General features: G+C 39.4%; 25 protein-coding genes, 1 tRNA gene and 1 pseudogene. 10 read left to right on the top strand and 17 right to left on the bottom strand.

What is annotated here, in order from left to right:
• The coding region (locus L4C37_RS12575; RefSeq protein WP_429768782.1) for a phosphatase PAP2 family protein at window positions 1–454 on the top strand (454 nt) is incomplete at its 5' end.
• Between the two features lie 149 nt (window positions 455–603).
• Here L4C37_RS12575 and tnpA read toward each other — a convergent pair.
• Window positions 604–992: pseudogene (tnpA, locus tag L4C37_RS12570) on the bottom strand (IS200/IS605 family transposase).
• A gap of 89 nt (window positions 993–1,081) precedes the next feature.
• Between tnpA and L4C37_RS22470 the strand changes: the two are divergent.
• The gene (locus tag L4C37_RS22470; protein WP_489686372.1) at window positions 1,082–1,183 is read left to right on the top strand and encodes a hypothetical protein; all 102 of its coding nucleotides are present in this window, start codon (window positions 1,082–1,084) and stop codon (window positions 1,181–1,183) included.
• An 85-nt stretch (window positions 1,184–1,268) separates the two neighbouring features.
• On the opposite strand, the gene L4C37_RS12560 is transcribed toward L4C37_RS22470, so the two are convergent.
• The 4 genes from L4C37_RS12560 to L4C37_RS12545 form a co-directional block, all read right to left on the bottom strand.
• Window positions 1,269–2,396: an HNH endonuclease gene (locus L4C37_RS12560; protein ID WP_429768780.1), complete on the bottom strand. Its 1,128-nt coding sequence runs from the start codon at window positions 2,394–2,396 to the stop codon at window positions 1,269–1,271.
• Entirely contained in the window at window positions 2,396–3,013 is a 618-nt protein-coding gene (locus tag L4C37_RS12555; RefSeq protein ID WP_429768779.1) for a class I SAM-dependent methyltransferase, read from the bottom strand. The genes L4C37_RS12560 and L4C37_RS12555 overlap by 1 nt, the downstream gene beginning before the upstream one ends.
• 249 nt (window positions 3,014–3,262) lie before the next feature.
• Window positions 3,263–3,339, bottom strand: a tRNA-Val gene (locus L4C37_RS12550).
• Between the two features lie 267 nt (window positions 3,340–3,606).
• On the bottom strand, window positions 3,607–4,275 hold the full coding sequence (locus L4C37_RS12545; protein WP_137372731.1) for a DUF2726 domain-containing protein: 669 nt from the start codon (window positions 4,273–4,275) through the stop codon (window positions 3,607–3,609).
• A 283-nt stretch (window positions 4,276–4,558) separates the two neighbouring features.
• On the opposite strand from L4C37_RS12545, the gene L4C37_RS12540 reads away from it, so the two are divergent.
• Window positions 4,559–4,744, top strand: a complete 186-nt coding sequence (locus L4C37_RS12540) for a hypothetical protein (protein ID WP_137372730.1) — start codon at window positions 4,559–4,561, stop codon at window positions 4,742–4,744.
• Window positions 4,745–4,856: 112 nt separating this feature from the next.
• Here the strand turns inward: L4C37_RS12540 and L4C37_RS12535 are convergent, their stop codons facing one another.
• The 5 genes from L4C37_RS12535 to hppD all read right to left on the bottom strand — a co-directional run bounded on the left by L4C37_RS12535 (window position 4,857) and on the right by hppD (window position 9,892).
• Entirely contained in the window at window positions 4,857–5,621 is a 765-nt protein-coding gene (locus L4C37_RS12535; RefSeq protein WP_429768778.1) for a substrate-binding periplasmic protein, read from the bottom strand.
• A gap of 203 nt (window positions 5,622–5,824) precedes the next feature.
• Window positions 5,825–6,610, bottom strand: coding sequence for a maleylacetoacetate isomerase (gene maiA / locus L4C37_RS12530; RefSeq protein WP_429768776.1), 786 nt, complete (start codon window positions 6,608–6,610; stop codon window positions 5,825–5,827).
• The gene (locus L4C37_RS12525) at window positions 6,600–7,616 is read right to left on the bottom strand and encodes a fumarylacetoacetate hydrolase family protein (protein ID WP_273294941.1); all 1,017 of its coding nucleotides are present in this window, start codon (window positions 7,614–7,616) and stop codon (window positions 6,600–6,602) included. Before L4C37_RS12525 ends, maiA begins: the two co-directional genes overlap by 11 nt.
• A 79-nt stretch (window positions 7,617–7,695) precedes the next feature.
• Window positions 7,696–8,826, bottom strand: coding sequence for a homogentisate 1,2-dioxygenase (locus L4C37_RS12520; RefSeq protein WP_429768775.1), 1,131 nt, complete (start codon window positions 8,824–8,826; stop codon window positions 7,696–7,698).
• Window positions 8,819–9,892, bottom strand: coding sequence for a 4-hydroxyphenylpyruvate dioxygenase (hppD, locus tag L4C37_RS12515; protein ID WP_429768773.1), 1,074 nt, complete (start codon window positions 9,890–9,892; stop codon window positions 8,819–8,821). The genes L4C37_RS12520 and hppD overlap by 8 nt, the downstream gene beginning before the upstream one ends.
• Window positions 9,893–10,590: 698 nt before the next feature.
• Between hppD and L4C37_RS12510 the strand changes: the two genes are divergently transcribed.
• Complete coding sequence (locus L4C37_RS12510) at window positions 10,591–11,697, top strand: M20/M25/M40 family metallo-hydrolase (RefSeq protein ID WP_137372724.1); 1,107 nt, start codon at window positions 10,591–10,593, stop codon at window positions 11,695–11,697.
• A 204-nt stretch (window positions 11,698–11,901) separates the two neighbouring features.
• Here the strand turns inward: L4C37_RS12510 and L4C37_RS12505 are convergent, their stop codons facing one another.
• Both L4C37_RS12505 and L4C37_RS12500 read right to left on the bottom strand, forming a co-directional pair.
• Window positions 11,902–12,324: a DUF3859 domain-containing protein gene (locus tag L4C37_RS12505; RefSeq protein WP_137372723.1), complete on the bottom strand. Its 423-nt coding sequence runs from the start codon at window positions 12,322–12,324 to the stop codon at window positions 11,902–11,904.
• Window positions 12,325–12,354: 30 nt separating this feature from the next.
• Window positions 12,355–12,741, bottom strand: coding sequence for an ATP-binding protein (locus tag L4C37_RS12500; RefSeq protein ID WP_429768788.1), 387 nt, complete (start codon window positions 12,739–12,741; stop codon window positions 12,355–12,357).
• Between the two features lie 263 nt (window positions 12,742–13,004).
• On the opposite strand from L4C37_RS12500, the gene metA reads away from it, so the two are divergent.
• Window positions 13,005–13,946, top strand: a complete 942-nt coding sequence (metA, locus tag L4C37_RS12495; protein WP_137372722.1) for a homoserine O-acetyltransferase MetA — start codon at window positions 13,005–13,007, stop codon at window positions 13,944–13,946.
• 225 nt (window positions 13,947–14,171) lie between these two features.
• The gene (gene pilW, locus L4C37_RS12490; RefSeq protein ID WP_372266372.1) at window positions 14,172–14,903 is read left to right on the top strand and encodes a type IV pilus biogenesis/stability protein PilW; all 732 of its coding nucleotides are present in this window, start codon (window positions 14,172–14,174) and stop codon (window positions 14,901–14,903) included.
• Window positions 14,904–14,907: 4 nt separating this feature from the next.
• Here the strand turns inward: pilW and L4C37_RS12485 are convergent, their stop codons facing one another.
• Genes L4C37_RS12485 through L4C37_RS12475 form a run of 3 tightly spaced genes read right to left on the bottom strand, consistent with a single transcriptional unit; the run spans window position 14,908 to window position 17,049 of the window.
• The gene (locus tag L4C37_RS12485; protein WP_429768771.1) at window positions 14,908–15,168 is read right to left on the bottom strand and encodes a hypothetical protein; all 261 of its coding nucleotides are present in this window, start codon (window positions 15,166–15,168) and stop codon (window positions 14,908–14,910) included.
• A 35-nt stretch (window positions 15,169–15,203) separates the two neighbouring features.
• Window positions 15,204–16,547 carry a 23S rRNA (adenine(1618)-N(6))-methyltransferase RlmF gene (rlmF, locus tag L4C37_RS12480; RefSeq protein ID WP_429768770.1) on the bottom strand — a complete coding sequence of 448 codons (1,344 nt, stop codon included), beginning with the start codon at window positions 16,545–16,547 and terminating at the stop codon, window positions 15,204–15,206.
• 4 nt (window positions 16,548–16,551) lie between these two features.
• Window positions 16,552–17,049, bottom strand: coding sequence for a M48 metallopeptidase family protein (locus L4C37_RS12475; protein WP_429768769.1), 498 nt, complete (start codon window positions 17,047–17,049; stop codon window positions 16,552–16,554).
• 218 nt (window positions 17,050–17,267) lie between these two features.
• Between L4C37_RS12475 and L4C37_RS12470 the strand changes: the two genes are divergently transcribed.
• Window positions 17,268–17,498 carry a glutaredoxin family protein gene (locus L4C37_RS12470; RefSeq protein WP_429768768.1) on the top strand — a complete coding sequence of 77 codons (231 nt, stop codon included), beginning with the start codon at window positions 17,268–17,270 and terminating at the stop codon, window positions 17,496–17,498.
• A gap of 124 nt (window positions 17,499–17,622) precedes the next feature.
• Window positions 17,623–18,957, top strand: coding sequence for a hypothetical protein (locus L4C37_RS12465; protein WP_429768767.1), 1,335 nt, complete (start codon window positions 17,623–17,625; stop codon window positions 18,955–18,957).
• A 142-nt stretch (window positions 18,958–19,099) separates the two neighbouring features.
• On the opposite strand, the gene L4C37_RS12460 is transcribed toward L4C37_RS12465, so the two are convergent.
• The gene (locus L4C37_RS12460) at window positions 19,100–19,972 is read right to left on the bottom strand and encodes a LysR family transcriptional regulator (RefSeq protein WP_429768766.1); all 873 of its coding nucleotides are present in this window, start codon (window positions 19,970–19,972) and stop codon (window positions 19,100–19,102) included.
• 108 nt (window positions 19,973–20,080) lie between these two features.
• Between L4C37_RS12460 and L4C37_RS12455 the strand changes: the two genes are divergently transcribed.
• Both L4C37_RS12455 and L4C37_RS12450 read left to right on the top strand, forming a co-directional pair.
• Complete coding sequence (locus tag L4C37_RS12455; RefSeq protein ID WP_429768765.1) at window positions 20,081–21,292, top strand: MFS transporter; 1,212 nt, start codon at window positions 20,081–20,083, stop codon at window positions 21,290–21,292.
• A 72-nt stretch (window positions 21,293–21,364) separates the two neighbouring features.
• On the top strand, window positions 21,365–21,934 hold the full coding sequence (locus L4C37_RS12450) for a DUF1415 domain-containing protein (RefSeq protein ID WP_137372714.1): 570 nt from the start codon (window positions 21,365–21,367) through the stop codon (window positions 21,932–21,934).
• 120 nt (window positions 21,935–22,054) lie between these two features.
• On the opposite strand, the gene L4C37_RS12445 is transcribed toward L4C37_RS12450, so the two are convergent.
• Complete coding sequence (locus tag L4C37_RS12445; RefSeq protein WP_429768764.1) at window positions 22,055–23,125, bottom strand: sensor domain-containing diguanylate cyclase; 1,071 nt, start codon at window positions 23,123–23,125, stop codon at window positions 22,055–22,057.
• Between the last annotated feature and the right edge of the window lie 170 nt (window positions 23,126–23,295).

Below are 23,295 nucleotides of genomic sequence, written 5' to 3'. Positions count from 1 at the left end.
GATATTATGCTGGACTATTCTAGGAATGATTACTGCTACATTACTCTCATCAGCTGGTCCTGCATTTATAATTAGATTGGACGGTAACAACTATAACTACGACTTGCTTATGCAATTGTTACAAGAGCAAAACTCTTGGCTTATAGCACAAGGATGGAGTGAGTTATTTTCTCTAAACATTCAAGATAGATTATGGGAAACATACCTTCATGAAAAAGATATGCTCGGGAGTGGGATATCGGCAATGCCAAGTATGCATGTCTCTATAGCTGTATTAATGGCACTTGTCATGAATTCAATGAATAATAAACTAGGTTTTTTATTTTGGTTATATGCTGTAATTATCTTTATTGGTTCTATATCCTTAGGTTGGCATTATGCTGTAGATGGTATATTTAGCGCCCCTGTGACTTGGTTAATATGGCATATATCCGGAAAAATTGAACGACCATAATCTATTTCTTTATGTCATGATCTATACTTACCCAGAAATACCGACATCTTGGGCATAAATATCTGTACAAATTTACCAACTTTCATGTGATAGCTCCATTCTTAGAAACCGGTTTTGCTCTATCCCCCTAGAAGGGGGCTTTCACGCTATCAGTCCTTCAATAAATACAACTGTGCTCATACTCTATCCCCTTCTTATCTTGATGTCGTACAAATCGTCGAATAACTTCTTGATTTACCCATCATTTCTACGTATATGCGAAAATTTATTAAAGAAACTGATTGCTGTTCGACCCTTTAACGCACCCAACAAACTTGAGAGTGATAGTTTAAGGGCACTATTACAACAAGGTGAACATAATCGGATTAAACGTTAAGTCCTAGAGCTTCGTAATCCTTCATATTACACAGTATGTAGATAGAACGATAAAGTTCAGCTCCAACCTTTTTTTCAAAATCTTATATCTGAATTTCGGAGTCCAAACTATATGGTATTTACCACGCCAATAGACATATGATGAACTTCTATAATCGACCATATGATTTTTTCCCCTTACTTATGGTGAATAAGAGGTTACATCTAACATGAGAGCAACTTCAGGCTAAAGTTGTTGTACACGACTATTGTATGGAAAAAGGCATCCTGACATTACAGACGAATGCAGCGCTGGTTCGCGATGCTCTTGATGCTTATAACATCATTAATATTGTGTTGGATTCAAAAACCTAAAGGTCAGCAGATCATCTTCAGAAATATTGAGGAGCTAAGAATATATCTAGTCTTCTAAATTGGAGTCGAAAACCTGTACATTCAATTAACGTCCTTTAAATAACTCGCCTCGATGGTAGCGAAGGTATGGTCGATGCTCAGACATGATGCTAAATGCCATATTTTCTTTTAAGCCGATCACATCTGGTGACTCCAAGTAGCTTGAGATAAGTACCTTCCCGTGATCATCAAAGGAAATAAAACCAAGGTCAAACGCTTTATCTAGATTGGCAAGAAGCAACAAACCATTAAACCAGTCTAGCCGCTCTTCGTTACTAGAATCTCGCCAAGGTTTAATATGGGAAGCCAATAGCAACTGTGTATTTTGGTATCCTGTAACAGCACAACCACCCCACATCTGAATCAATTTTGATCTGAAGTGTCCCTGCCCTACTCTTGTATTAACCAAGATGGTCTTTTCGGTTTCGGACAGAGTGTTATCCGTCATAACTTGTTTGATATCTGCATTCACATCTACTTGAGATAAGTCAGCTAAAAACTTGTGGTAATGAGATAAAGCAGCGCTGTACATCCCTTTCCCCCTAGAATCACGAATTTGAAATTGTTCTAATTTTCTCGCTTTCTCTTCATAACTGACAAACTCACGGTATGAATTGATATCAGTAAGTGGTGCTTCAAGTTCGCCAACATCCATTAACCAATTAGATATTGAGCCTCTTATGGCTCCAAGGTAGTTTTTCGCTGTTTTTTCAGATTTGCCAATATCAATCAACCACTGATGATATAACGTCGCCAGATCAGAAAGATTAGAGACTAGTGCCTGCTTTAGTTCGCTAGAAACGATATAGCTTTTCATGTAGCTAAACAGCTCATCATCAATATATGCGTAGGAGACTGCCTTTGCTGAATAGCGACTGGTTGACGTATTGTCATAGCCTTCATTGAAGGAAAGGTGCCAAAAGCCTTCACTTCTCAAATGAAAGAAAGGGTTTTCAGGAGTATTTTTATCTGAACTCTGAGAAAGGCTATCAAAATGATGAGTAAATTGTTCTTTAAGGGTTTGGTTAAGACAGACCTTGTTGGTCGCAATATGCCCAGCTTGAATTAGGTCCATAACAGCCAGTAACATACACACTTTATGTGGGCTTTTTTTACCACCAGCATTGTTCATTTTCAGGTTTTGAAAACGATCTAAGTAGTATTCCAATGCCATTACCGACCCTTACTAAGGTTAGATCTTGTATGAGCTAATACCACTGTTTGCCAAGATATATTTGTTCTCTTCAGTGAATCTGTATCTTCGGCTACGAGGCATATTGTCAGCCCTACAGCACCACTTAACTTTTCTAATTCTTCGACTGAAACACTGTAAGCATTACGACCATCATTAAAGCCGCCATGACGTAATGTGAGTATTAGTTTCCCTGCCTTGGAAAGGAGTTCAGACAATACAGCGATCGACTCTCTTCGCTCCGCCAAATTTAAATGCATCCATACCGCAGAAACCAAAATCAAATCATACTGACAGAGCTGTTTTCTGGCTTTGTTTAAAGCTGGTAGAGAATCATCTAACCACTGTATTTGAAGGGAAGAGTGTGAGGCTCCTAACTGGCGAAGTTCACTTGCCGGTTCAACAGCTATCACAGAGCAGCCTTGTTCAGCAAACCACCTAGCATCGCGACCCGAACCTGCCCCGACATCAAGTACCTTTACTGCACCATGAGGCCAATACGTACGCCACGAACGGTGAACACTTTCAAATTCCAAAGAATCGTATTGCTTTGCAAGCTCGACAGCGTTTTCGTTGTAGTAAGAAGTGGTTACCGACATAAATCAACTCGTATTTCAATCTGGCTCGATGATATCTGGGTTGGTTGCATATGGCGATTAAGCCTTAGAGAAGTATTAGTAATTGTGATGAGGATCGCGGTAGTTTAGAGACAACAAGTAGCCATTCCTCCTCTGTTCTATCTTTTAATAAGTTTCGCTGATAGGTCCGTTTGGTAAAGTAAGATTTGGATAAGCTAGTAAATTACAGGCACAAAAAAGCCCACACTAGGTGGGCTCTTTCGTATAATCTGGTGCCCGCTACTGGACTCGAACCAGTGACACCTTGCATGTCATGCAAGTACTCTAACCAACTGAGCTAAGCGGGCAATGCTTTGAAACTAAACTAGCCTTTTTATTAAGTGGCTATCGCTTCAGAACGAGATGGATAATAGCGATTGAATGGGTAGCGTGCAAGGATAAATTTGCACTAAATTGATCGTTTGCTTTTAAAACCAACAATCAGAATAAATTTTAAACACAAAGCAGATCAATGGGTTGAAGTAGATCACATTTCAACTCCACTTCAATGGTTAGCAGCAAGCCTATGCTTTGTATCTTTTAATCATTAAATTAACCGTTTGAGTAAAGATTGATCAGTTTGACTCTTCTTCTATTTCAAAGACAACATTATAGTTTTCAGTATAAGTACAATTTGGTTGTCTGCTACAAGTGAAGAACCTACGCCCTTTAAAGTCACCTTGGCTAGCCGTTTTAATTATCATTGGACTTCCACATTTACGGCAGAACCTCACTTCCTTGGATGGTTCAATCAAATCAATATGAGCCGCTAACAGACGTTTAAGACGGCTTACTTGATAGCTGTGTTTTACTGAAGTCCCAATCAATGGCACCCCTGCTGATTTACACACATGCATCAGTAACTTTTCTCTTTCGACTTTGGTTTTATGAAGTTCTTTTCCATTATCGAATTCAATAACGACTCGTGGTTCCAGTGTTCTTGGATCACACACTACAAAATCAAAATAAGTACGTGAGATTTTACCATTGGCAATAAACCAATTCTTTTTGGTATTCGATTTCGCTGGTGCTAATACACTTGCCATGTTGACCTTAGCAAACACAGCACCATGGTCCCCCACCGCGGCTTTCAGCGCATTATAAAAAGCCGCTTGTTGCATGGTCATTAGGCTGGTTTTTTTCTGATAAGCAAAATCTTTGGTGTCATCATGCTTGAGTACATACTTTTGAATAAAGAAGAAAAATACAACCAGCACAATCACTACAATAAAAATATTAGTCATTTTTTAACACTGCTTTGAAAACAAAAACTTAAAATAGAAATGAACTCTAGCGTAAGTAGAAAGCCCGCCATAGGCAAGTAAAACCCTCTTCCCTTCTGTAAAATCGAACACTTATTCCCGAATGAAACGCTTCCCAATGAATCAGTTTGTTTTTAGTGATCATTGTCTCGAACTAGAAACGGTAACAAACAACCTAACAATAAATTGATTTAGATCATCTTTCCGTAATTTGTGATCACTTAGATTAAAACTTGTTAAGCAAACGTTAATTTAGGAGCGACAAATGGAATTGAAACAAGATCCGAGATGCTATACAGATGTTTGTGTAAATGGGAAATGGTTCCACTACGACCACTGCGGAACAACTGCTTATATGCTTAAAGGCGGTGCTTCAGCTCAGGTTGAACTCAGTAAAGAACCTGCAACAGAGAATGAGTTGGTTTCTCTCTTGAGTAACATTGCTAAGTAAAGAGCGTTAGAAGTTATTCTTATCTAGTACTGCTAAATGCAGCAATGATCAGAATAACTTTTTTACTTCCTTCTTTTAACTCTTTAAAAATTAAGGTCTCAAGCACAAGAGTCTATTTATACCGATTTAGAATCACCTCAAAATGGTTCACGCCATCTTCATTGTCCGTATCACGAATAATATCAATCGACTTTTGAAGCCGTTCTACAGTCGCAACTTCTGTATTTTTGTTAATCGCGTAATACAACTCACCTTCTTGCAATACATGCACTACTTCATAAGCTGAAGCTTTATAGCCAGCCGTAGATATCCACCACTTCGCGACATTTTCTTCATAAGCCCATAAATCAATTCGTCCTTTTTGAATCTGTTGAGCAATATTTTCAGCATGAAAATTTTCCATAATCGAGTCTCTTGGCACACCAGCTTCCAAAAGCAATTGCTCTCCAACGTCATCTCGAATTACCCCAATACGGTATTGAGCAAGGTCACTTGGAGAGTTAATTATAATTTGATTCACTTTTTTAGCTAAAACTACAATTCGAGTGGTTGCAATCGGACCAACCCAATAAAACAAGTCTTCCCTTAATTCTGTTCGAGTCGTTGAAAATAGAACAGTGTCAGGCTTAATAAGTGTTGAACGATATGCCCTAGCCCAAGGTTGGAGCGCAATGTCACTTCCCATCACTCTTTCGTTCGCTTCATCTGAGGCGGCAATGAGCAAGTCAACGGCAATACCTTTTACAAGACCTTCTTCACTGAAATTATAGGGAGGGTACTCTTCACTCAAATACGTTAAATCAGACAGGCTTTTAGAGAGTACAGGTGATGAAAAAAAAGTAGCAAGTAATAGGTAGAGACTACTCTTACTATTCATTGGACCGCTCCTAATGTTAATTACATAAATTAAACGTAGGAGTTAATGTGATATACGTCTACTTAATTAAAGGGAAATCATAAGGCTTCAGCTTAGTTTTGAATCTAGATAATCATTCCGCATCACAATCTAATTGGCTGAGGATAATAAAATAAAGCACCTGCGAACGGTGCTTTATTTAGCGTATCTTTTATTCAACATATCTAATTAAGAGCGTCAATTTGGTTTTCAGGTAAAGCTGAAATGAATGCTGGCTGGGTATTAGCATATTCATAGATAGACATGATCTTTGGATAAGCTGACATATCAACCTCAAAGCGAAGTGCATTATAAACCTGAGGAATTAGACATACATCAATCAGTGATGGTTGTTCTCCTAATGCATAAGCTGCAACGTTTCCTTCAGAGCTACTATCTGATTGTGGTTGGTCATGCTTAATACATTGACCATGTTTAATACGCTGGAGATGTTGAATACGCTGACTATCAAGACTTCCTAGCTTTTCCTCTATTGATTGAAAACCTGTCACTATCCAATGTTGATACCATTTGTTTACTTGATCTTCAGTACACCCCAATTCACCTTTTAGATACTGTAAAACACGTAAATTGTTGAGCGGATGAATATCCATCGAGATATCTTGCGCGATAGATTTTACTAACCAACGAAGCTCTCCCGACTCAGGTAGAAGTGGGATATCTGAACTTAGGCTTTCTAAATATTCAATGATTGCCATTGATTGATTCAGTACAAATCCATCATGAACAAGGGTAGGAACCAGCTCAGAAGGGTTCAGTTGATGGTAGCCTTCGCTATGCTGTTGACCTCCATCTTTTACCAAATGGATAGGAACGTATTGATAATCCATCCCTTTCAAGTCCAAAGCAATTCGAACGCGGTATGCCGCTGAGGATCGCCAATAACCGTACAACGTCAAACCCTGATCATTAGCTTGAACTTGAAAGTCATTAACAACCTTATCGCTCATATCTCACAACCTTTTGGTTGATCGAACCAAAAATTGACTCACCATTACTATCGTTCATCTCAAGTTTGATTGTGTCACCAAACTTCATAAAGCTTGTTGTTGGCTTTCCGTCTCGTATGGTTTCAATCATCCGCACTTCAGCAATGCATGAGTAACCTACACCACCTTCTTCAATAGAAGTCCCAAAATCTGTTCCTTGCTTGTTTGAAACTGTTCCAGAGCCAATGACAGCACCAGCACTTAATGGACGAGTCTTCGCAGCGTGAGCCACCAGCTCTGTGAAGCTAAACGTCATATCAACGCCGGCATTTGGCTGACCAAACAATTGACCGTTATACGTTGAAACCAAAGGCAAAGTCACTTTCCCGTCTAGCCAATTATCTGATAATTCATCTGGCGTGACGGCAACCGGAGAAAAAGCAGAGGACGGTTTAGACTGGAAAAAACCAAACCCTTTAGCTAATTCTCCAGGAATGAGCCCTCTTAACGAAACATCATTCACCAGCATCAATAAACGAATGTGCTGTAAACAGTCAGATGATTCCTCGCCCATAGGCACGTCACCGGTCACAATGGCGACTTCTCCTTCGAAATCGATTCCCCAAGATTCGTCGGCCATTTCAATATCATCAGTTGGACCAATAAAAGAATCCGAACCCCCTTGATACATAAGAGGATCATGCCAAAAGCTTTCAGGCATTTCTGCGCCACGAGCTTTACGGACCAACTCAACGTGATTCACATAAGCTGAGCCATCCGCCCACTGATATGCTCTAGGCAGTGGCGAATGACATAAGCTCTCATCAAATGGTAATGCTTGTTCAAGCTGTTGACGATTTAAGCTTTGGTATGTTGCTTCAAGTTCAACGACCACTGAATCCCAATTATCCAATGCTTGCTGCATCGTAAGGGCTATATGCTCAACTAACACATATCGAGATAAGTCTTTTGAGACGACAGCCAGACGACCATCGCGAGTGTTATTTTTTAACGTTGCTAACTTCATAATCTTTCCTTGCTCAACTGTGTATACCTTTTTAAGCCAGTTTTATTTATAGCTTTAATAGCTTTAGAAACCCTAAAGTCTATTTTTCTTGCCAGCTATACACATACGCTTCATTTTCAACTTTTGCCGCGTCTTCAGTTAGTGTCAGAGCATGGCGTGTGTCTATCATCACTGCCACTTCGTCTGTAAATTTCTTCTTATATTCTTGCCCTGCTTTAAAAGCTTTTGGGTGAGGGCCGTGAGTAAAACCAGCAGGATGGAATGTCACCATGCCTGCTTCAATATTGTCTCGGCTGAAGAAATCCCCCGCATGATAAAAAAGCACTTCATCGTAATCATCATTGTTATGGTAAAACGGCACTTTTAACGCACCCGGATCACTTTCAATTGGGCGAGGTACGAAAGTACAAACAACAAAGTTGCCACCAACAAAAGTGGTATGTGCGGAAGGAGGAAGATGGTAACGATGGGACATCAGCGGGCGAATATCACGCCAATTCAATTTCACGACTGACAAGTCACCATGCCAACCAATCGCATCAAGTGGGTTGAATGGGTAAGTAATGACGCTGACTTTATTGTGTCGCTTCACATGAACTTGAGTGCTCTTTTCCGAATACTGCGCTTTGAAGTGCTCGTTAATACTTGGGACTTCTAAAACAGCAGGATCAAAAACGGCATGGTTCCCTACTATTCCTTTTTCTGGAAGTGAGTAGGCACTGTCTGTCGTTTCTATCATCAACACAAATAGCGGCTCTTGTACTTCTACTCGCCAAGAAGTCGAGCGAGGAATCAATACATAATCTCCCTCTTCAACGGTTAAATGACCATAATCACTAAATAGCTCGGCTTTACCTTGGTGGATAAAAAGTAATTCATCGCCATCTGCGTTTCTTACTAGAAATTCCATATTGTCTGAAATTTTCCAGACCTTTACTTTGCAGTCACTGTTTTCGAGCAAATTAGGAACCAGCCAAGGTGATAACTGTTCAGCACTTTCTACTAAATTACAATCAAATGCTCTTGGCTTTAGTTCACCTTCCCACTCGCTCCATCCTGTTGGAGCATGTTGATGATGGAAATGTGCAGCAGGACCAAAAAAACCACTTCGCCCCGCTTCCCGTTCAAAAATTGCCCCTTCAGGAAAGTCAGCATGTGCTTGTTTAGAGCACACACCTTCTTTATGAGGGTAAGAGATGGCTTTACGCATCGCTTAACACTCCTCGTCTTATTTGGTCTTCTTCAATCGATTCAAACAGAGCTTTGAAGTTACCTTCACCAAACCCTTCGTTACCTTTACGCTGAATAATCTCAAAGAAAACCGGGCCGATTACGGTTTGAGTAAAGATCTGCAATAAAATGCCATCTTTTGTTGGAGCGCCATCAAGAAGAATTCGTAAGTCTTGTAACTCCGACTTATTTTCTCCGTGCCCAGGAACGCGGCCATCAAGCTTTTCATAATAGGTATCTGGCGTTGGCATAAAGTCCATGCCACGTTTGCGAAGTGTCTGTACAGTTTTGTAAATGTCATTGGTCGACATCGCAATGTGCTGGATGCCTTCACCTTTGTATTCACGGATGAATTCTTCTATTTGTGATTTATCGTCTGAAGATTCATTAATTGGGATGCGGATTTTGCCACATGGCGCGGTCATTGCGCGGCTGACTAACCCTGTCAATTTGCCTTCAATATCAAAGTAACGAATCTCGCGGAAGTTACCAATGCGCTCATAGAAACCAGACCAAACGTCCATGTTTCCTTGCTTCACATTGTGCGTGAGATGATCAATTTCAAAAAGACCAACGTCTTTCTTGTCCATTCGTTGTTTTGCATCGTCATAAAGACAAAAATCAACATCGTAAATATCTTGTGAGCCATAGCGGTCTACAAAGTAAAGAAGGCTGTCACCAATGCCATAGATAGCAGGGATACTCAGCTCCATTGGTCCTACTTGAGTTTGGTATTCTCGCCCACCATTTTCTTTTGCATGATCAAGAGCGACTTTTGCATCTGTTACGCGAAAAGCCATACCACATACTGAAGGTCCATGAAGAGCAGCAAAAGCCTCAGCTTGGCTGTGAGGTTCTGCGTTAACAATGAAATTCACATCCCCTTGACGATATAGCCATGCTTTTTTCGAGCGATGCTGAGCTATCTCAGCAAAACCTAGATCACCAAATAACCCTTTAAGTTGTTCTATTCCTTCTGAATTCGCAGCGGTATATTCAACAAATTCAAAGCCATCTGTACCTAGTGGGTTAAATATCGTCGACATGTTCTACTCCCTTAGACTGTTCATTTTTAGTTTTCTATTCAAAGCTTGCTCATACTCATAACTGATGAGTTCAAGCTAATGCGTAAAACTGGATGAGTTACTAGTCAATGTTGGTTATCAATCATTTCTAGTTATCCAAGCATTTCTAGTTATCCAGCCCATTAACACTTTGAATCAGGTAGTTCTAACTTGGCTCAAAATGACAAGATTGGGAATATTAAGAAAGGAAATATAAAAACTAAATTTAACAAATATTTAACGTAAATTTAAAGTTACATTTACCTTAAGGTTTTATAGAAAGACTATAAATCAGTCACTTAACTTTACGTCAGCTTGTACTTGTTTATGTACAAGAAGATTTCCTACTGTAAAACACTCCGTTTTTTAAATAGTATTCATAAGCGATAAATGAAATGGAATAACGCTGGATAACCAGATCAAACGTCATTCATTGCTTTCTTCTATTTGACGTCTTTTTGAAACACTTCCATATCAAATCAATATCTCTCGATAATCATTTAATGTTGCGAACAATCAATAAATAGAATGTTTCAAATTACTCTGCATTTTTTAGCACAATCATATGCTTTTTTTGATTTAACTCAGGCAATCTACTAGTTCATTAGCGTTATATTGGATTTCCTGTTCCTACACTGCGTCTATTTCTTATAGGTGCAGATATAATGAGAGTTTTAATAATGACCAAAGTTAACGAACAACGCCTAGTTGAACACTTTTGTGATCTTGTAAAAATTGACAGCGAATCTCGCAATGAAAAAGCTATTGCCGAAACACTGGCTGAGCAACTTGGGGCACTAGGCTTTGAAGTACATAAATTGCCTGTACCAGCTGAAGTATCAAATGGTTTTAACATCTACGCGAAGCTTGAAGGCTCACTAGCAGGCAGCACTGTTTTCAGTTGCCACATGGATACCGTCACCCCTGGCATTGGTATTGAACCTATCATTGAAGATGGCATTATCCGCTCGAAAGGTAACACTATCCTTGGTGGTGATGACAAATCTGGCATTGCAGCAATCATGGAAGCCGTTCGCTGCATCAAAGCCGACGGTCTAGAACACAACACTATTGAGATCGCTTTCACTGTATTTGAGGAAGGCGGCTTATTTGGCTCTTTAAACTTCGACATGTCATTCATCCAATCTGAACACGCTATTGTTTTAGATACTGGCGGTCCTATTGGCACGATTGTAAATGCCGCTCCTGGTCAACAAAAAATCGTTGCGACAATTAAAGGACGCCCTGCACATGCTGGTCTTGCACCTGAAGAAGGCATCAGTGCTATCCAAGTGGCTGCAGACGCCATCACAAAAATGAACCTACTTCGCATTGACGAAGAAACAACAGCAAACGTTGGGATTGTTGAAGGTGGGCAAGCAACGAATATCGTCATGCCTGAAATCAAAGTTGTGGCGGAAGCGCGTTCTCTAAATGGTGAGAAGTTAACCAATCAAGTTAATCACATGATTGAAACTTTCGAAGCAAGTGCGAAGCAGTTTGGCGCAGAAGTCGAAATTGAATCTACTCGCGCTTATGATGCTTTCGTTATCGAAGATGACCATAAACACATTACTGCTATTAAATCTGCGTTTGAAAAATTAGGCATTACGGCGAATACAAAACGTACTGGTGGTGGTAGTGATGCGAATAACTTCAATGCAAAAGGTCTAACGACTGTAAACCTATCTACTGGTATGGCTAAAGTCCACACTACTGAAGAATACATTGCTGTGAAAGACATGGTTTCTATCACTGAATTTGTTATTTCATACGTAACTAACTAATTTAAAGTCTCGATATGAATTCGTGGCGACTTCAATAACTCGCCACGTTTCTTACAATAAAAAAGCTGAACTCAAACAGTTCGGCTTTTTATATTCACGTATAATCAGGCTAACGAATAACTATTAACTATTAACTATTAACTATTAACTATTAACTATTAACTATTAACTAAGTAAAGGTAAAAGTAGGCTCAGTAGCTAAGGCTAAAAACCTCGGCGCTTCCAAAATTGGGCTTCATCTTTTGCAATGAGATCAAAGGTCTTATCCGCAATGATCTTACCTTGCAACTCTATGGTCATACGCCATTTCCCGGTTTTATTCGAAATCGGTTCCCAAATAGTATCACCAAGATAAAAATCCCAATCATTATTGCCAACGTACTCTTCACCATCGAACGGTTCAAGAACTTCACCATCTTCAGTAGTAATGTTGGGGTGGTAAATACAGTAACGAATTTTCTCACCTTTCGCTTTTTTAATGTTGATAATGTAGCCAAATTCAACATCAATCTCTGCATCCACTTGAGTCGTGAATTCTTGAATTTTCGGTAACTGTTTAGAGCGGGAATCCCACTTTGTATAAACACCGTAAGAAGTCATATCAACAATGACTGAACGTTTTGCCATGTTTCTCTCTACCTTGTTCTTCTTGCCTTGCTATTCTTGCCAATCGCGCTTCATACGTTTAATGACGGAGTCCTCAACACCATGAATATTTTGATACTGTTCACGGCAGGTCTCTATGACCAATTCAGCTTTGTATTTTAACGCCAACTGCCTATAAAACTTCATTTCCCATTGCTTCACAAATGTATTTGAAACGACTACATTAATACCACTTCTGAGCCATTTCTCGGTGGTGTCTTGGCACCAACTGTGAGCATGCTGTAGCTGACTGGCATCAAAACGATAGTGCCCATCGTCTCCAACAAAAAACATATCGGCTTCAATATGTTTAGTTCGATTGGGTTGCTCAGCAACATAGTATTTAGCTTTCGTTGACTTTCCAGAACCAGGAAGCCCCCTAATAAGTATCAGTTTCACCATGAAAACTCTATTTACGTTATAACCACAGTAATATTAACGCAGCTCGCCTTATTTTTCTTACCTTGATTACCTACATTTAGTCCATCTAGCAAATACTTAGATGACAAGCTCAACCGAATACCTAGCTTCAATTTACTTACTAACAGAGGTTTAGCTATGAAAGAAATGTGATCTCAATGTAATTCTATATCGACATAGAGATCAATATGCGATAAGTTCAGAAGTATAGACGTCTAAATATCTAGCTTAGGGAGAAAGCTGTGCCTATTCGTATTCCAGATCAACTACCGGCATCCGATGTTCTTCGCGAAGAGAACATCTTCGTAATGCCTGTTTCAAGAGCATCAACTCAGGAAATCCGTCCACTGAGAGTGTTGATCCTAAATTTAATGCCTAAGAAAATTGAAGCTGAAACTCAATTCTTACGCCTTTTATCTAACAGCCCACTGCAAGTTGATATTGAACTGCTTCGAATTGATGATCGCGCAAGCAAAAACACGCCGACGGAGCACTTAGATAACTTTTACCGCCAGTTTGAAATGGTAAAAGGACGAAACTTTGATGGTTTGATCATTACAGGCGCCCCACTTGGTTTGGTTCAATTTGAAGATGTTATTTATTGGGAACATCTACAAACCATCATGAATTGGGCAAACAAGCACGTTACCTCTACCCTTTATGTTTGCTGGGCTGCGCAAGCTGGTTTGAAATTACTTTACGACTTACCAAAACGTACGCGCAAAGAAAAGTTGTCGGGTGTTTATCATCATAAAATCCACCAGCCATACCACCCAGTTCTACGCGGTTTTGATGACACCTTCTTAGCACCTCATTCTCGTTACGCTGACTTCTCGTCTGAATTTCTTGCTGAGCACACGGACTTGGATATTCTGGCTACATCTGATGATGCAGGAGTGTATTTAGCGGCTACGAAAGATAAACGTAATGTGTTTGTCACTGGTCACCCAGAGTATGACGCTCACACCCTACACAACGAATACATTCGAGATCTTGGGGAAGGTATGGAACCTATCATCCCTATTAACTATTACCCGAATAACAACCCCGACAATAAGCCAGTAGCAAGTTGGCGTAGCCACGGTCACCTGCTGTTCTCAAACTGGCTAAATTACTGTGTATACCAACAAACACCTTATGACCTTGATAAGTTTAGCGAAGAGAACTTCACAAAAGATGACTAGCTAACAATTCCAACATAGTGTCAGTGTAAACATCGTATTAATGGCGACATAGTTTTTAACTCATTGCCATCTACTCAGCCGTGTTATTCAAAGCCAAGTGATTCATAAGTTGGTGATTTGAAGACACGGCTTTTTTGTGGCGTATGAGTCGCATTATGCACCTGACTTAACCCGCTACCACATTCGATTTCATATGATGGACACATGTTCATAAGGAGTCGAAACATGCCTGTAAAAACATCATTATCTCACCTAGTGTTATTGTCATCATTAACTATGGTTGGCTGTGTTTCTGTTACAGATGGTCCCGTTCAAGTTGAAGCCGAACCTAAGGCGATGTCTGAATCTCGTATTGCGCTGGGGCTTGGTTATATGGAGCAAGGGAATATGGTTCGAGCTAGGGAAAACCTCGAATTAGCTATCAAACATGATCCCACTTATTACCGAGCACACCTTTCAATGGCGCATTATTACGAAAAGGTCGGAGAACCTAAACAAGCAGAAGCGACCTATAAGAAAGCATTAAGGTATGACTCTCGAAACGGTAACGTATTGAATAATTACGGTACTTTTTTATGTAAACAAGGTGACTACAAAAAAGCGGACCAATACTTCAACCAAGCGATCAAGCAACCCTATTACTATTTGATTTCAGCCAGTTATGAGAATGCGGCTTTATGTGCGGTAAAAGCTGGAAATATCGACCAAGCGCAAAATTACTTTGCTCGAGCACTTGATCATGACCCAAATCGCGTTAGATCAATTCTTCAACTCTCGAAGATAGAAGTTACCAACAACAAGTTTTTAGATGCAAGAATTCGACTTCTAAAATTCCATCAAAGTTACGGGTATCAAATTCCATCTCTGAAAATTTTAGTTGAGCTAGAGTCTAAAGCCGGCAATTCAGCTTTACAGAAAAAATATCAAGCTAAGTTAGAAGAGTTACAAGCAAGCTAGTGCTTCATTTTTCGTTAAGATCATTTTTATTAGAGGTAGGTTTGCGCTTAGATACGGGTTTATGCTTAGAAGTGGACTTAGATATGGAAGCATGCTTTCTGGCTGAAGTTGAAGATCGTTTGGCTTTTCCATAAATCCGCTGGTACTCTTTCCATACGATCCTAATGAAAAATAAAGCGCCAACAAAAAAAAGAACGGCGAAGAGTACTTCTAACGTTTCACAAAACCAGACAGGATTACAAGGCATGTAGATTTCAATATCCATATCATTCCCCCTGTAATCCAGTCAGTTCTTAATCTTTATTTCAGTTTAATCCACTCTTGACGTTGTTGCTTGTCCATAAATGTCCACGCAACAAAGCGGCTCACTTTCTGTCCTTGGGACATTTCAACCACCTTTACTTGCTTTACCTGCTGTCTATCCAGCTCTTTACGTAAGATCTCTACGTTGTCCTTTTTTGACAGCAGAGTGGTAAACCAAAGCACTTGTGTCGAGAATTTTCGACTCTCACGAGCCATTTTAGATACAAATTCAGCTTCTCCACCTTCACACCATAGCTCAGATTTCTGACCACCAAAATTCAGCACTGGTTTACCAGAAATTGGTTGCTCTTTATTCGTCATTGGAGCAGCGTTTTTGCCAAACTTATTTTTACCAAGCTTGTTACTATCAAGATTACTTCTATCAAAATTAGCCGTAGCTTGACCTGATTTCTTCGCTCGGTTGGCTGCCAAGTTGTCTATTTTACGTTGGCTGCCTTTTTCGGCTTCTTCTAAGGAACTATGGAATGGCGGGTTACAAATTGTGACATCGTAACGTTCATTGTGAGCAATTATTCCTTTAAAGATAAAATCTTCACTATGTTGAAGCTTACAGCGAATCTTACCTTTCAAAGTTGGGTTACTTTCTGCAATAAAGTTAGCCGCTTTAATTGAAAGCGGGTCAACATCACTACCAGTAAACTTCCAATTGTATTCAGTTGCACCAATGATTGGGTAAATACAGTTAGCCCCTACTCCAACATCAAACGCTTTCACTGATTTGTGTGGATACAACCCATCTTCGCATTCAGAGTTTAGAAGGTCAGCGACTCGGTGGATGTAATCGGCTCTTCCCGGAATAGGAGGGCAAAGGTAACCAACTGGAATATCCCAATGTTTCACGCCGTAGTGGTGAGCAAGTAAAGCTTTGTTGAGCAACTTGACTGCTACAGGATCTGAAAAGTTGACGGTATCTTCACCTGACGGGTTCTTTATCAAATGTTCCGCTAGTTCCGGCAAAGCTTTCACTAGTAAGCTGAAATCATAACGCCCCGTATGCTGATTACGAGGATGCAGACCGCTTGGCTTACTTTGTTTCTTCGAATCTTTGAAGCCTTTTTGACCTTTCTTGCCTGTAAAGCCGCTCTTATTTTTATTTTGTTTATAAGAACCCGCATTCGCAGGCTTATTGGCTGTCTTCTTAGCGTTTGGTTTGCTCGTTGATTTGAACTTACTGGAACTGTCTTCATTTTTATTTGAAGTACTTCCTTTTTTAACAGGCTTTGATTTACTAGTAACTTTAGGCGTTTTGTCAGCATTAGAGTGGCTAGCAGGCTTACGCTTAGGTAGGCTCAATGTTTTTTTATTTTCAGATTGGCTCATGAGGTTACTTCTTCAAATCTAGATAAATCATAAATAAACGAGCATCCAGCTCAAGCTGATGATAGTCCGGCTCCATATGGCAACATAATTGATAAAACGCTTTGTCGTGGTTTTTTTCTTTTATATGTGCGAGCTCGTGAACAACTAACATCCTTAACAAAGATTCAGGTGCATCTTTAAATACACTAGCAATGCGAATTTCATTCTTGGATTTTATTTTCCCACCATGATTCTTCGCTACATAGCTATGTAGACCTAATGCGTTGTTAATAATATGAATTTTACTATCATAAATTACTTTACTGATAGGCGGTGTCTTTTTCATATAGCGATTTTTAATGTCTATTGCGTAGTCAAATATGGCTTTTTCACTTTTTATTGTGTGATTTTCAGGGTACCGAGCCTCAAACCAAGCTACCAGACGACCTGACTCAATCAACTGACTCACTGGAGTTACAATATGCTCGGGATAACCTTGGATAAAACGTAAAGAAGGATGCATTAGTTAATGTCACCAATAGTTTAAAGCCGCTAACAGACAAAATAGCTGTATTTAAGGGCGCACAGTGTAACTGATCACACTTTTCTAATCACCTAAGATTCGCTACACTTCTCTGCAATATCGGTTGCTTCCTGTATTGCCGCGCTTCATTGAATATTGTATTCCACCAAGCACGGTAAATAAGTAACTACAGTTAAGTATTGAAAAGAGCAATAAACATGAAACGTGTTGTTTTATATGTCGCAGACAAATGCCCGCATTGTAAAGATGCACAGCGCTACTTAGATTCTAAAAAAATCACTTACAGGCTAACAAACGCAAAGATGCAGCGTGGTCGTAAGGAATTACAGGCCATGGGCGCCCGCTCAATTCCTGTACTGAAAATTGGTGACCAAGTCATGGTTGGCTGGAATCAGAAAAATTTCGATAAGATGTATAATGGAAACTAAACAAGCTCCAACACAGTAAGTTTAGGCGATAACTCTTTTAGAGCACGACAAGCTGTAAATGGGTTTATTTCCACCTAGCAGTATGGCATACTCAACTAATCGTATGCCATGTTTTAGTTGTTTTATGAAAAAGTTTATTGTCTTTGCTACTACCCTTTTAATTAGTGGATGTGGCGGTGGTTCCTCTTCTGGTTCAGATGCCCCTGCAGATCCAAGCCTTCCTCCGATTAACAATGATAGCGGTGATGTAATCATTAGTGATTTAAACATCTCTCACTTTACTTCACTAGGTATTATCACCAGCAATAGCGGTGATTTACAGTCCGTTGGCATTACAAATTCCGGTAACGTATCTATTGTTAATCCGGAAATTGGTATTATCCCTGATATTAACCCTGATTTTGGTGTGATTACACCACCATCTTGTTTAGCTTTCCCGACCGTCCACATTCAAAATATTGATCGAATTTCAAATGACTGGCGTGTAATCAAAGCACATGTACCGGTTCATTACTCTCAATGTGAGTTTGATGAGTACCAAACAAAAACATACTTAGAAAATAACGGCAAAGTTTATAACTTCCCTGATGGTTATCAATTAGATTATTCCTATACCCACAATGATGTGAAGCTAAAAGTCATTCAGCCAAGAACCACATTTAATAAAACGGATAACCCTGTGTTAGTTTTAAGAAATGATATCGACTACGAACAGTCTGTGTACTTTTTGATTGAAGAATCAATTGAAAATGGTGCGAAGCTTGAAATGTTGATGCCAAATGTAAATGTTTCTGACTGGCAATATAATGATTTTTTGTACACTGAAAATGAATTTTTCTATTATCCAAATGGCAAAGTAACACGAAAAATTGAGATCGGTACTGGTATCGTTTTGCAAACATGGGTGACGGAGCGTAATGAAAGTATGATGACTCCTTTTAACTATAAAGGGGACATGTATACAGGTGAGTATGGTGATCATTTTATCAAAATGAACCCAGATGGTACTTTTGGTGAACAACTTCTTTTACCACTTATTGAAGGTGGGAATAATTGGGCTGTAAATCATGTAATTAATGACCAATACATCATTGGGGATAGATGTACTATTTGGGACATGGCAAACTGGGTGGAATACAGAGTAAAACCTTCATCCGGTGGTGGAGTAACAGAAGTTGTTGATAACAAATTCTATTGTATGGATAACTACAATAGCTATATGGGTGCAACTTCGTTTGATTTAGTGACACATCAAGTTTTACACAATGTAGATATTCCATCAAATGAAAACACACAAAGTTCTTTACGAATGACTGCACCATTTGTTATGTATTCAGATACGGTTGAGAGTGTCTACGAAACTGACCATGTCACTATCAATATGCAAACTGGTGAGAAAACTGTTGAAAAGCATTTTTATGAAGGTGATAAAGTAATCGAGCTTAAACCAATTAACTAGTTAATTCACTATATAAGCTTAACAATCACGCCAGATATTCAGTAATAAACCGTTTAGATTAAACTTAGTAGTTTTGTAGTCTAGACGGTTTTTTTTTAATTCAAAGCAGATAACCAATAACCAATAACCAATACATTCTTTATTAAACGTAGCGTTTAACAAACTCAATGAAGGTTTTATCTGCTCGTGACAGGTAGCCTTCTTTGCGCCAGGCCAAGGCTAGATTAAGTTTTACTGGTGTAGAAAAAGGCACGCCCACCACATCTTTTTCATGTTCTGTCACCAAGCCCAATAATGCAGTAACGGCAAATTCCTGTTTTACGATCGAAAGAATCATCGCTAATAAATTAGTTTCAAAGGCAATCGTCATGTCTAAACCTGTTTTTTCACAGACAGAATCAATGAAATCACGGTGAAAATAGCCAGGTTTAAACATCACAAGATCTTGGCTAAAAAACTCTTCAAACGACAGCTCCGATAAACTCGCGAATGGGTGTTCTTTACCTACAACTGCAAGCATTTCAGAAGACAACAGATGATCAATTTCAAGATCATCTGGCACATTATCATTATTTATTACGCCAATATCGAGTTCGCCATTTAAGAGCATTTCTCTAATTGATTCAGTTCCCGCATCAATGATGGATAACTTTAAATTAGGATATTGGCTTTTAAAAGCCATTACAATTTGTGGAAAGAAATAACTGCCCATCATACTTGGAGCACCTAACCTCACTTCCCCTTTCTCTAGCCCCTTGAGCTCATTCATGGCTAATTGAGCATCTTCAAATTGTTGAGATATTCGCTTAGCATGATCGAACAACACCTTACCTTCTTCGGTCAATGACACTTGTTTGTCACCTCGACGAAATAAAGTTGTATCTAATGTTTGTTCCAATTTCTTGATTGAAATACTTAACGCAGGCTGAGCGATGTGAAGTGTTTTAGCGGCTGCTGTGAAATTGCCAGATTGAGCAACAGCCAAGAAGTGTCTTAAGGGTTTCGATTCAAGCATGGCTATTAAAATAATATATCGAAGTGATAAGTTTAATATATTTCTTTAATTACAATAGCACTGTTACTTTGTTCACAAATCCTTACGTTGACTATGTGAAATCAAAGCATGATTGAAACTGGTACACCTCAATACAAAAAAATCACCCGCTCACTCGCGATTGGGTCATTCATTATTTTCTGCAACTTGTACCTGTTCCAACCCTTACTTCCACATATGTCGGAACATTTTCAAGTAAGTGAGACGCAGATAAACTGGTTATTTGCAGCATCAACGTTAGGCTTATCTATTAGCTTAGTACCTTGGGCAATTGCCTCCGAAAGCTTCGGACGTAAGCCTGTCATTTTGTTCGGGTTATTTTCTATTCCTTTTGTTGGGCTGATGATGTTTTTTACAACATCTCTACTTGAGCTTGTCATTACCCGTGCCTTTATGGGTGTTGCCATTGCTGCATTTGCTGGTGTTGCCGTCGCTTACATGGTGGAAGAGCTTTCACCAAAAGCCTTTTCCATTGCGATTGGCGGGTACATTGCAGCCAACTCACTTGGAGGCATTGTAGGGAGAATTCTTGGGGGCTTATTTACTGATTTGTTTGATTGGAGGATCGCGGTTCTTATTTTCGTTGTCTTTTCATTTATAGGTGCACTCTTCATCTACTTTCAATTACCTAAACAACGTAAGTTCTCTCCTCAACGCGGTCTGTTCTTCCACCATAACAGAGCGGTGATTAAGCACCTCAACAACCGTACCATTTGGTTTGCTATGTTAATTGGCGGAGCAAACTTCGCACTTTTCGTAAACCTTTACTCAGTCATGGGCTTTCGATTAGTCGCGGAACCACACTCGATACCAGTGGGATTAGCCTCACTGATATTCCTTTGTTACCTAGCCGGGACCATCAGTTCCAAACTATCAGGACGATGGGCAAGTTCTTTTAGCCCTTTAACTGGGATGTTTTTCGGCACTTGCGTCAGCTTAATAGGAATGTTGACCTCGGCGATTGATCAACTCCCTTTCATGTTGATTGGTCTGTTAATGATTAGCTTTGGGGCATTCTTCACTCACACGCTGGCATACTCTTGGGTCAGTCAAAAAGCTACTACCGCCAAGGCTACCGCAACTGCGCTCTACTTAGTTCATTACTATATAGGGGGAAGTCTAGGAGGGTTTGTCTTACTTTACTGCTGGCAAAAGTTTGCATGGCAAGGCGTTATTGCTGGGGGATTAGTATTCTTTGCTGGTATTTTTATTGGTTTATATCAGTTATCTAAAAACCAAAAAAATCAGAGTGTGAAAGTTACTCAACCAGTTAAAGCCTAAGGAGCAGCGAATTATTCCTTTTGATTAGTACATGTTCTGATATCCTACGCAAAAATTACAATGGAAGCGGTCATGTCTCTAACCAATACAACACCTGATATTCAAATCATCCACGACCAAGTCAAGCAATGGCTAGACGATGTTGTTATTGGGTTAAACCTATGCCCATTTGCTGCGAAACCACAGCGTAATAAACAGATTAAGATCTTTGTAAGCCAAGCCGAAACGGAAGAGTCACTTCTTGAAGATATTATGACTCATTTTGTTGAACTCGATAAAACACCTGTAGCCGAACTAGAAACGACACTCGTTGTTGTACCTAACATGCTGCAAGATTTCTTCGACTACAACATGTTTATTGATTGGATTGAAGCCCTGATTAAGCAACAAGATTGGGAAGGTATTTATCAAGTTGCTACTTTCCACCCTGACTACTGCTTTGGCGGCGCAGACCCAGAAGATGATGAGAACCTAACGAACCGCTCACCATACCCTGTTTATCATCTAATTAGGGAAGCAAGCATGGAAAAGGTTTTGAAGCACTACCCTAACCCTGAAGCGATTCCTGACACTAACATTGCGCGTGTTGAATCATTAAACAACGAAGAACGCCGTAAATTATTCCCTTATTTATTCAGATAGATTGAACTGACATACCTATCACGACTCACCACATATTGGTGAGTCGTAATGTCAGTAAGAAATAAAAAAGGGCTTGTAGTGATTTGTCACTACAAGCCCTTACTTTATGTAATTATGACCCTAATCTACTTGCTCTAAAAATTGGTAGGTGCAGGTCATATATTGATCTCGACCATTACCTTTTGCTTCATAAAGACTTTCATCCGCTAAGCTGATAAGCGTATCAAGAGTTGTCTTTCTATTATCATCTACATTGTCAGAAGTCAGTTGGAAATGACAAGCACCAATGGATACCGTAATCGGCTTACGATCTAGAGTGATAGATTTAACTGCATTTAATAATTCTGCAAGTTTATTTTCAACAACTGTTGGTGAAAGACTAGGGAACCATAGTAAGAACTCCTCTCCACCAAACCGTGCAACAAACTCTTCTTCCACTGCATTAACTGATAATATCTGTGCCACTTTTTTCAGCACGTCATCACCGATTTGATGACCGTAGTTATCGTTTACTAACTTGAATAAATCGATATCTACCATAGCTAATGTGCCAAAACCTTTATGTCCTTTCAGCTTGTCCACTTCCATATTCAACGTTCTAAATAAACAACGTCGATTCGGCAATTTAGTGAGGGGATCATAAAGCGCTTGATACTCTAGCTTTTCGTTCAGCTCAACCAGCTTTCGCTCTTGTATTCTTCGAACAATTTCAACTTCAATCCAAGAAGCCATAAGCTTCATTACATCGATATCGAACTCTTTAAATGTTCTTGGATAAGGGGTTGCACTAGAGAAATTCAATGTGCCGTAAATTTCATTATCAACGTAAATTGGGATACCAATATAAGACTCAAGACCAAATGCTTGATAAGCAGGATGAGTCGCATACGCATCATCTTTACCACAATGTTCAATAGAAACTGGTCCTGTAGCTTCGCAGGTAATTTGGCAATAAGTAGCAAAGTATTCAAACGTATCACCAACCTCAAGAGCCACACCTTCAGGAGTAACACAGTGAAGAACGGTGTATACATCACCATCAATCCGAGAAAGTATCCCTATATCTAAGTTGAAACGTTCTAACCCCATGATAAGCAGTTCACTTATCTGGATATTAAAACCTTTCTGATAATCATTTGTGATTTGATACAAACGACGTATCACAACTTCACTTTCACTCGCTTCATGCATAAATGCTATCTCAACATTGTGTATTTAGAGCTCTTCGATAAAAGCCCAATCAACATTACCCTTTGAGTAAAGTGCAATTTCCATCTTAAATCAATTACTTTGGTCAGTTATTAGTATGTCTGCCAAGAAAATAGCTCGATTATTATTGGTATTAACTGATAACCGTTAGC

Source organism: Vibrio kagoshimensis, from assembly GCF_050337535.1.
Classification (GTDB): domain Bacteria; phylum Pseudomonadota; class Gammaproteobacteria; order Enterobacterales; family Vibrionaceae; genus Vibrio; species Vibrio gallaecicus.
The sequence above is the reverse complement of the archived record's forward strand: the minus strand, read 5'-3'. Positions and strand labels throughout refer to the sequence as shown.